8 protein-coding genes are annotated in these 9842 nt (G+C 39.8%); 1 reads left to right on the top strand and 7 read right to left on the bottom strand.

Annotated features, from left to right (window positions below; translation table 11 throughout):
- Positions 1-152: 152 nt before the first annotated feature.
- Together ON073_RS19380 and ON073_RS19375 are read right to left on the bottom strand one after the other, a co-directional pair.
- Positions 153-1280: a M14 family metallopeptidase gene (locus ON073_RS19380; RefSeq protein WP_274763524.1), complete on the bottom strand. Its 1128-nt coding sequence runs from the start codon at positions 1278-1280 to the stop codon at positions 153-155.
- Positions 1281-1402: 122 nt separating this feature from the next.
- Positions 1403-2848, bottom strand: a complete 1446-nt coding sequence (locus ON073_RS19375) for a glyceraldehyde-3-phosphate dehydrogenase (protein WP_274763523.1) — start codon at positions 2846-2848, stop codon at positions 1403-1405.
- 284 nt (positions 2849-3132) lie between these two features.
- Here ON073_RS19375 and ON073_RS19370 point away from each other — a divergent pair, with 284 nt between their 5' ends.
- Positions 3133-3888, top strand: a complete 756-nt coding sequence (locus ON073_RS19370) for a DUF2989 domain-containing protein (protein ID WP_274763522.1) — start codon at positions 3133-3135, stop codon at positions 3886-3888.
- Between the two features lie 78 nt (positions 3889-3966).
- Here the strand turns inward: ON073_RS19370 and ihfA are convergent, their stop codons facing one another.
- The 5 genes from ihfA to ON073_RS19345 form a co-directional block, all read right to left on the bottom strand.
- A complete protein-coding gene (gene ihfA, locus ON073_RS19365) occupies positions 3967-4263 on the bottom strand; it encodes an integration host factor subunit alpha (protein ID WP_038641849.1) in 297 nt (98 codons plus the stop codon).
- 2 nt (positions 4264-4265) lie between these two features.
- Positions 4266-6653, bottom strand: coding sequence for a phenylalanine--tRNA ligase subunit beta (gene pheT, locus ON073_RS19360; protein WP_274763521.1), 2388 nt, complete (start codon positions 6651-6653; stop codon positions 4266-4268).
- A 13-nt stretch (positions 6654-6666) separates the two neighbouring features.
- Positions 6667-7647, bottom strand: coding sequence for a phenylalanine--tRNA ligase subunit alpha (gene pheS / locus ON073_RS19355; protein ID WP_100913496.1), 981 nt, complete (start codon positions 7645-7647; stop codon positions 6667-6669).
- Between the two features lie 258 nt (positions 7648-7905).
- Positions 7906-8613 carry a DnaA inactivator Hda gene (gene hda, locus ON073_RS19350; protein ID WP_274763525.1) on the bottom strand — a complete coding sequence of 236 codons (708 nt, stop codon included), beginning with the start codon at positions 8611-8613 and terminating at the stop codon, positions 7906-7908.
- The gene (locus ON073_RS19345; protein ID WP_274763520.1) at positions 8610-9668 is read right to left on the bottom strand and encodes a DUF2066 domain-containing protein; all 1059 of its coding nucleotides are present in this window, start codon (positions 9666-9668) and stop codon (positions 8610-8612) included. The genes hda and ON073_RS19345 overlap by 4 nt, the downstream gene beginning before the upstream one ends.
- Positions 9669-9842: the final 174 nt, after the last annotated feature.

Here is a 9842-nt window from a genome sequence, read left to right as displayed (position 1 = left end):
GAAGTAGCGCTGGAGAAATGAAATGATAACAAGGCGGAATTTTTCTTATGTAGTTGTTCTACATTGATAAATTCAAACGCAGTTAGCATGATATTTAACCCGCTAAAGTGTTCATCTATTTAAGTGAATTGGTATAAGCTCTCCTATTTTTATTATCGTAATTTATCTACCACACTCACAATTGCAGCAAGCGTGTCTTGACCAAATGAGTATGAACGGCGATCTGACCAACCATAATCAACATCTGGTAAACCGTTATTGTCTTTAAATGGCATTTCAATTGTGTAAGATAAACAATTGAATTCTTGCCCTACCCAGCTAGAGCCAACCGTTAAGTTTGCTTGACCCGGCTCATCTTTCGGATAACCGAACTCATCTTGGAATTCAGGTGTTGTTACAAACATTGCCGCTTTAAAGCTATCTTCAAGGTCTTTTAAACGTGCATCGTAACGAGGAATACCTTCGCTACCAGCAAAGAAGTTATACGGAATTGCTTCATCACCGTGCACATCTAGGCACATATCAACGCCTGTTGCGAACATTTTCTCGCGCACATAATAAACTTCAGGGCTTTTCTCAACTGATGGCGTTTGCCATTCGCGATTAAGGTTAACACCTACAGCATTGGTACGCAGGTGACCACGAACACTGCCATCTGGGTTCATGTTTGGCACTATATAGAATACTGCTTTATTTAATAATGCAGCAGCATGTGCATCTTCATCATCTAATAACTTGTGAAGCACACCTTCAATAAACCATTCAGCCATTGTTTCACCTGGATGCTGGCGAGCAATCATCCAAATTACTTTTTTATCATCAGCAGGTTCGCCAATTTGTAATACACTAATATCACGGCCATCAATTGTTTCACCAAGCGTTTCGATGGTGCAGCTTTCATGTGTTTGCGCCCAAGAAAGTAAATCTTGGTGGCGCTCATAGCTATATGGTGCGAAATAAGCAAAATACACTTGCTCACACTCTGGCGTGAATTCAATAATCAATTGATTATTTTCAAATCGTGTAGGTACACGGAACCATGTTTGGCGATCATAAGATGCCACAGCTTGATAATCAACCCAACCTTCTGGGTACGCTGATTTATCTAAATCGACGATAGTGAGTCGATGTAATAAATCGATTTGTGATTCAAGCTTGAAGTGAAACCACTGAAAAAATTCAGATTGGTTATCGTTTTTAATTTTTAATTGAATATCTTCGCGATTTTCGAGGCTTAATACCTCGATATTACCGCTATCAAATTGACTTGTAATTCTCATTAACTGTGTTCCCTAACGCACAATAACTTTAAGCCTACCAAAATAACTGGTTGGCTGAAACAATATGCGAGTAAATGAATAAAAAAGCCGGCACATTGGCCGGCTTTTAATCAAAAAGTGTATTAGCGAGGTAGGCTTGGGTGCGTTACTTCAGCCATATCTTGCATACAGCGAACAACCTGACAGCTGTAACCGAATTCATTATCGTACCAAACATAAAGTACAACACGGTCACCATCTACGATTGTTGCTTGCGAATCAACAACACCTGCATAGCGACTACCAACTAAGTCAGTTGATACGATTTCAGTAGATGCTGTGTAATCGATTTGGTCACGTAAATCTGAATAAAGCGCAGTTTCGCGTAAGAACTCGTTTAACTCTTCAACAGTTGTTGCTGTTTCAAGGTTAAGGTTAAGAATCGCCATCGACACATTTGGTGTAGGTACGCGAATAGCGTTACCTGTTAGCTTACCTTCAAGCTCTGGTAATGCTTTAGATACCGCTTTAGCTGCACCAGTAGACGTAATAACCATGTTAAGTGCCGCAGCACGACCACGGCGCTCAGCACTGTGGTAGTTATCGATTAAGTTCTGATCATTAGTGTAAGAGTGAACAGTTTCAACGTGACCATTCTTAATGCCGAACTTATCATTTAATGCTTTAAGCGTTGGCGTAATCGCATTTGTTGTGCAGCTTGCTGCAGAAACGATTGTATCTTCAGAAAGGATATCTTTGTTGTTTACGCCGTAAACAACATTTTTGATATTGCCTTTTGCTGGTGCTGTAAGAAGCACTTTAGAAGCACCTTTAGCCGCTAAATGCTGACCAAGGCCATCTTCATCTTTCCAAATACCTGTGTTATCAACAACAAGTGCATTTTCGATGCCGTATTGCGTGTAATCAACTTCGCTTGGCGAGTTAGCATAGATAACTTGAATGTAACTACCGTTTGCTTTGATTGCATTACGCTCATTATCAACAGTGATTGAACCATTGAAAGGACCATGAATTGAATCGCGGCGTAATAAGCTTGCACGCTTTTCAAGGTCACCTTTTTTACCGCCACGAACAACAATGGCGCGTAAACGTAAATCTGTGTGAGGACCACTTTTCTCGATTAGAAGACGTGCTAATAAACGACCGATACGACCAAAACCGTAAAGTACTACGTCGCGCGGTTCAATTTTGTCTTCTTTATTGTGGATTTCAGCTAATTCTGCTGCTAGGTATTCTTCGATTGAACGACCTTCACCCGCATTTTTATAGATATAAGCATAAGCTAGTTTACCTAAATCGATACGTGCTGATGTCAGTTCCATCTTGTCGATAGCTTCTAAAAACGGGAAGCTTTCACGCAGGCGTAATTTGCTGTCTTCGAATTGCGCAACAGTTTTATGCGCTTTGATAACATCAATTGTACTTGCATTAATTAATGGGCGACCGTAGATGGCAATTTCGATGCCACGGTTACGGTAAAGCTTACCAATAATTGGTTGCATGCTTTCAGCGAAGTCTTGGCGTTCCTGCCAGCTATTCAGATAATCTTGCTCGTGAGATGAGGTCATTTTGTCTACCTAAACGTAAAATTTTGAACGGATAGCCTAAAGCGTTAATTGTGAGAAGTGCTTTAGACGCGTGCATTCTAATTTAATTGCATTATTTTTTCCACCATTTAAGCATTAGACTTTCGCCCTGTCCCGATTATGTCTTTGCGCTAAAACAAAATTATTCAATTTATCAACTGAGCACTATTACATTTAATACAAGGATTCGCTAAGCTTAGGCAATCTAATGGATAATTTTTGTTTTTACTGTGCTAAAAAAATTAACTGCTCTTTGCCTGCTAACTATGTTAGTTGGTTGCGATAACGCCAAAAGTATTCGTGAAATTTGTGATGAAAATGATCAGTTTTGCGCTGATCTCAATACCGACAGTCACTGTAACACACAACGTGCAGAGGTAATTTTAGGCCGTTACGCCGAATCGAAAACGCCAGATGATGCGACTAAATACAAATTACTAACAGCATTTCATGATTACGCAAAATGTGTTGAGCTTGCCGCAAGTATTGAACACATTAAGTTGAAAGAGAAGACAACATCGCGTGTTAAAGGGCATTTAACAGCGCTTAAAGAAATAAACCGATTATCTAAAGAAACACGTAATTCACAATACCCACATTTATTGTTTTATCACTGGTCGAGAAATGGTGATGAAAGTGCGATGCAATCACTTATTGCTATGGACGAAAAGCGTGAATTAGAAACATCCGAGTTTCAATATAAACTCGCAACCTATTACACTAAGTTTGATAGTGATCTAGCGATTGATAAACTTTACCATGCGTTAGAGCTAAATCCAGCTGGACAAAGTGCACAACCTGAAATTTATACGTCCCTCACTAATATGTTTTATCAAATGAATGAATATAAGCTGTCTTATATTTGGGCTTTAGTGGCAAAAGAGGCCGGTGTAGAAAATATTGATTTAGCACCGCTAGAATATGAGCTTACTAATCAAGGTAAATCATTAAGTGAGCTTGCCAGTCTTGCTAGCAATACAATGAGTAGTATTGAAGATGGTGAATTTACCTCGCCGAGATAGTTTTTACAGAGCTAAATTAAAAACCAAATAAAAAAGCCTGCTTAAGCAGGCTTTTTCGAATTGGCTATACACGTAAGGTTAGTCTTTGCTGGTGCCGACTTCTACGCGAGTTTTCAGTTTTTGACCTGGGCGGAAAGTTACAACTCTGCGTGCAGAAATTGGAATATCTTCACCCGTTTTAGGATTGCGTCCAGGACGCTCTTTTTTATCTCTAAGATCAAAATTACCAAAGCCAGAAAGCTTAATTTGTTCACCACTTTCAAGTGCTGTACGAATTTCTTCAAAAAAGCTTTCCACTAAATCTTTAGCGTCTTTTTTGTTAATACCCAGTTTTACAAATAGGTGTTCAGCTATGTCGGCTTTTGTAAGCGCCATATCTAGTCCCTCAACGATGCGTTAAATTGTTCAGCCAATTCGGCCACCACTAAGTCTACAATTGAGTTGATATCTTTCTCTTCAAGCGTTCGCTCTGCATTTTGTAAGGTTAATGCAATCGCTAAACTCTTGTGATCAGTCTCAACTCCTTTGCCCTTATACACGTCGAATAAGTTTAGGTCAACTAGTTGATTTCCGCCAACTTTTTTTATTGACTCTAAAATATCACCAGCATTAACCGAATCTTTCACAACAATCGCAATATCACGTCGGTTTGATGGGAACTTAGAAACTTCAACCGCTTCAGGTAAAACGCGGCTTTCTAAACCTAACAGCTCGATTTCAAAGGCAAAAACTTGATTGTTAATTCCTAGTTTAGACTGTATTTCTGGGTGAATACAGCCTAAGTAACCAATTTTTTTACCATTTCTTAAAATTGATGCAGATTGACCTGGGTGTAAACCTTCATTTTGTTCAGCAACAAAGGAAATATTCGCCATATCACCTGTTAGGTTTAACAGCGCTTCAACATCACCTTTGATATCAAAAAAGTCGACAGGTGTTGATGCAATACCCCAATGTTCGTTATGCGTATTACCGTAAATCACACCACCAATAATTTGCGTTTGCTCAACGCCATTTTCAGCAGCATCGTTTTTAACAAACTTTAAGCCTGATTCAAATAAGCGAATACGCGATTGTTGACGGTTTTGGTTGTATACTACAGAGCCTAATAAACCTGGTAATAAGCTTACACGCATTGCCGACATTTCGATTGAAATTGGGTGCGGTAATACCAGCGCATCAGCACTTGGGTGCAGCAAGCTTTGAACTTTAGGATCTACAAAGCTGTAGGTAATCGCCTCTTGGTAACCACGACTAACTAGCTCGTTACGAAAACGCTTAAGCGGTAGCACTGCTTCTTGGTGGTCTGTCATCGCCAATTTTGCTGTTGGCGCTACATTAGGAATGTTGTTGTAACCAAAAACACGAGCTACTTCTTCAATTAAATCTTCTTCAATTGAAATATCAAAACGATAGCTCGGTACATCTGCTTGCCATGTGTCATTTTCAAAGCTAACTGTTAGACCTAAACGTGTAAGAATATTTGTTACCGTTGCATCATCAATGTGGTAACCGATAACGCGGTCTAAACGTGCACGGCGTAATGTCACTGATTTTGCTTTTGGTAAATGCGCTTCAGATACCGCTTCAACAACAGGGCCAGCTTCACCACCTACAATATCAAGTAGTAACTGGGTTGCACGTTCCATTGCATCATGTTGTAGCTTGTAATCAACACCACGCTCATAACGGTGCGATGCATCTGTGTGTAAACCGTAGCTACGCGCTTGTCCTGCAATTGCCAGCGGGCTAAAGAAAGCACTTTCTAATAAAATATCCTGTGTTGTTTCAGTAACACCTGATTTCTCGCCACCAAAGATACCTGCCATCGCAAGTGCTTTTTGGCTATCAGCAATTAACAGAGTGTTTTCTTTTAGCTTTGCTGTATTGCCGTCAAGTAATACAAGCTCTTCACCTGGATTTGCGTTACGTACTTTAATTCCACCTTCAATTGCATTTAAATCAAACGCATGCATCGGGTGACCAAGTTCAAGTAATACGTAGTTTGTTACATCAACAACTGGATCAATTGAACGGATACCGCTGCGACGTAATCTCTCAACCATCCACAGTGGTGATTCAGCATTTAGGTTAATGCCCTTGATTACACGGCCTAAATAACGAGGACATGACTCTGGATTTACCAATTCGATGTCAATTTTATCATCTATAGTCGGTGTAACCGGTGTGATTTCAACATTGGTAACGTCTAGGCTATTTAATACGCCTACTTCACGTGCAAGGCCTTTAATGCCTAAACAATCACTGCGGTTTGCGGTTAAATCAACATCAATTGTAACGTCATCTAAACCAAAGTATTCACGAATATCTGTGCCAATTACTGCATCTTCTGGTAATTCTAAAATACCGTCTGAGCTTTCAGCCATGCCTAACTCTTCAAACGCACACAACATGCCGTGAGAAGGTTGACCGCGCAATTTAGCTTTTTTAATTTTAAAATCGCCCGGCAATACCGCGCCAACTTTTGCAACAGCTACCTTTAAACCTTGGCGACAATTTGCTGCACCACAAACGATATCGAGTAGTTGGTCTTCGCCAACATCTACTTTTGTCACGCGTAACTTGTCTGCATCTGGGTGCTGTCCACATTCAACCACTTGACCAATCACTACGCCTGAAAAATCACCAGCAACAGCATCTAAACCATCTACTTCAAGGCCTGCCATCGACAGTTGCTCAGAAAGTGCGTCAGTATCAATTGCAGGGTTAACCCATTCTCTTAGCCACTTTTCACTAAATTTCATTGTTACTTCACTCTTACTTGAATTGGTTTAGGAATTTTAAATCGTTTTCGAAAAATGCACGTAAGTCGTTTACGCCATAACGCAACATAGTTAGGCGCTCAACACCCATACCAAATGCGAAACCTGTGTATTCTTCTGGGTCAATGCCAACTGAGCGAAGTACATTTGGGTGAACCATGCCACAGCCTAATACTTCTAACCATTTACCGTTTTTTCCTTTTACGTCAACTTCTGCTGAAGGCTCAGTAAATGGGAAGTAAGAAGGACGGAAACGAATTTCCATATCTTCTTCAAAGAAGTTGCGAAGGAAATCGTGCAAAATACCTTTTAATTCTGTAAAGCTTACGTTTTTATCAACCATAAGACCTTCCACCTGATGGAACATCGGTGTATGCGTTTGGTCATAATCGTTACGGTAAACACGCCCTGGTGAAATAATACGAAGCGGCGGCTGTTCAGCTTCCATAGTACGGATTTGCACGCCACTCGTTTGCGTACGCAGTACTAATTTTGGGTTGAAGTAAAACGTATCGTGATCAGCACGTGCTGGGTGATGCTCTGGAATGTTTAACGCATCAAAATTGTGGAAATCATCTTCAACTTCAGGGCCTGATTTTACTGCAAAACCTAGCTCACCAAAAAAGCTCTCAATTCGTTCGATAGTACGTGTTACAGGATGTAAACCAGCGGTCGGTTGAGTACGACCCGGTAACGTCACATCAATAGTTTCTTTTGCTAGCTTTTCTGCTAATGCTTTCTCTTGTAGCGCTTCACGCTTCGCATTAATTTTCTCTTGAACTTGCTGCTTCGCCTGGTTAATTACCTGACCGGCAGTTTTACGTTCTTCAGGGTCCATTTTACCTAAGCTTTTTAATAAGCTGGTAATCTCACCTTTTTTACCTAGGTAGTTTACGCGCACATCTTCTAAGTGAGCGATTTCACTGGCTTTCTCAACAGCTTCAAGGGCTTCAGCCAAGATTGCTTCTAAATTCATAAGGGCTTTTCACTCGTTTTTGCCAACTACTCAATTTTGAAAATTGTTAGTTAGATTTCTAGTAACGTTTAACTATCGATTAACGTGACATTTTTTAATAAAAATTAGCCCATTATGATACCCGAAAAGCAACACTTTTTACTAGAGCATCACAGTGCAAAAAAGCACGTTATCACACATTTTTTAGCTCAAAATCAGCACAAAACAAGAATTATCGATTAGCAAAACAAAAAGCACCCTATGGGTGCTTTGTTATGATTATAAATTTAGGATAGTTTTGATAAATGGGATCGTTAATTTGCGCTGCTCTACGATAGAGGCGTGATCGAGTTTATCGAGTATATCAAGCAGTGCCCGCATATCACGGCTTACTCGCGACAACAAAAAGCGCGTTGCTTCTTCAGTAAGTGTTAATCCCCGCATTTTAGCGCGTTTAACTAAGGCTTCAGCTTTATCATCATCACTCATAGAGCGAATTTGAAACGTAGTACCCCAATTAAGGCGAGATTCTAGATCCGGCAAGCTTATATTGAGCATATTTGGCAGTAAATCCCCAGCCACCACTAACATTTTGCCATCGCTATTAAAACGATTGAAAAAGTTAAAGAGTGCCTTTTCCCAAAGAGGGTCGCCCGCGATTTGTTGGATATCATCAATACAAATCACGTCCAGTTTTTCTAAGTCGTCTAATACATGGGGATCAAGCCATGCTAAATCTTTACACGAAAGTAAAAAACACGATAAACCAAGTTCTTGAGCACGGATACAAGTGGCATACAGTAAGTGAGATTTGCCTGAGTCAGAAAAGCCGCATAAATACACATAATTAAATGCCGTGCCTTCTAACTTAGTCAAACCAACTTCAAGCTGTTTTACCACATGTGAATTTTCGCCACCAAAAAAACTCATAAAGGTTTCATCGTCAGGCAGTGTCACCGGTAAAGCCATTTGTTGGTATTCACTCATTGCTGATTTAGCCACTTATATTCAAGTTGCTGAGCATCCTTTTGGCTGAATGGATCAAAAATCACTTCAAACTGAGAGTCCAATTGCAGTGCTTTTTTCAAACTATCAACATGGGTATTTAAATAAAGCGATAAATCAACGCGTTCACCTTGGCGAAATTGAATATCAAGCTCACTTACTTGAGTCAATGAACGCAGCCTTGTTTTTAATGCTTCTAATTGTTTTAAACCATTAACGCCAAAAAAAGAAATTTGCACAGTATTTGATGTGTCAGTTTGCCCTAAAATTGCGTATTGTTTTGCTATCTGCTCTGAAATACTACCAACCAGTTCACCAACAATTGTAAGCTTATCACCTGATAACTGGTGTAATTTAAAACTTGATTGATTTGTAAATTGCCAATCCAATAACCACACATTATCACGTTGATAAAGTCTCGCTGAGACAATAACCTCTGGTTCATAACGGTTTGAAGCAGCCAAGATTTGCTGTGGGAAGTTTGCCCAAACATCAGTGACACTTAAATTCATACGATCTTCAAGATCAAGCAATGGCATTACTATTGGTAAGCCCGCGTTATTACTATTGGTTTCGAGCAAGTGAAAAATTTGCGGATAGTCCTCTTTTGTTACCAGACTGCGCTGAACATCTTCTTCAATTGCTAACCAAATAAGCGTAAGTGGTCTGCGATTCCCCCAAATTGGGATCGCCATCTCATTTAAAACACCATCGATTAGCTGAGGTTGATAACGAATTTTTAAATACGTTTGATAGAGTGATTCTTCGTACTCATATTTAAGTACAAAACGAGATAGGTTTTTCGAAGCTTGTTTGATGGCTGGGTGAGATCTATCAACTTTTTGGCCTGATACCTTTTCAAGTACGCCAACAAAACCAACGCGGTTTGCGCGTCGTTGCTCGCTCTGAGATTTATTATCGACAACCGCTTTATATTGATAAAGATCAGTTACTTCAACAGCTAATAAAGAAAAGCTAAGTAAACTAAATAAGGTAAAAATCAGTGCGTTTTTCAATGTGTTAAACTTGTATTCCATGATGTGCCTGATCCTAAAACATCGGACAATGCAAAGCAAAAAAAATTTATGAAAAAAGGGGTTGAATAGGTACTGCTGATAAAAAGTGGAATTTTATAAGAAAGTGGTGCCCGGGGACGGACTTGAACCGTCACGCTGTTACCAGCGAGGGATTTTAAATCCCTTGTGTCTACC

This window comes from Pseudoalteromonas sp. G4 (assembly GCF_028875915.1).
GTDB lineage: Bacteria > Pseudomonadota > Gammaproteobacteria > Enterobacterales > Alteromonadaceae > Pseudoalteromonas.
This window is presented reverse-complemented; position numbering and strand designations above follow the sequence as displayed.

Excerpts from the sequence above, each read along its gene's own strand:
- ON073_RS19375 (WP_274763523.1), bottom strand. The coding sequence starts at position 2,848 with ATGACCTCATCTCACGAGCAAGATTATCTGAATAGCTGGCAGGAACGC.
- ihfA (WP_038641849.1), bottom strand. The coding sequence starts at position 4,263 with ATGGCGCTTACAAAAGCCGACATAGCTGAACACCTATTTGTAAAACTG.
- hda (WP_274763525.1), bottom strand. The coding sequence starts at position 8,613 with ATGAGTGAATACCAACAAATGGCTTTACCGGTGACACTGCCTGACGAT.
- ON073_RS19345 (WP_274763520.1), bottom strand. The coding sequence starts at position 9,668 with ATGGAATACAAGTTTAACACATTGAAAAACGCACTGATTTTTACCTTA.
- pheT (WP_274763521.1), bottom strand. The coding sequence starts at position 6,653 with ATGAAATTTAGTGAAAAGTGGCTAAGAGAATGGGTTAACCCTGCAATT.
- ON073_RS19380 (WP_274763524.1), bottom strand. The coding sequence starts at position 1,280 with ATGAGAATTACAAGTCAATTTGATAGCGGTAATATCGAGGTATTAAGC.
- ON073_RS19370 (WP_274763522.1), top strand. The coding sequence starts at position 3,133 with ATGTTAGTTGGTTGCGATAACGCCAAAAGTATTCGTGAAATTTGTGAT.
- pheS (WP_100913496.1), bottom strand. The coding sequence starts at position 7,647 with ATGAATTTAGAAGCAATCTTGGCTGAAGCCCTTGAAGCTGTTGAGAAA.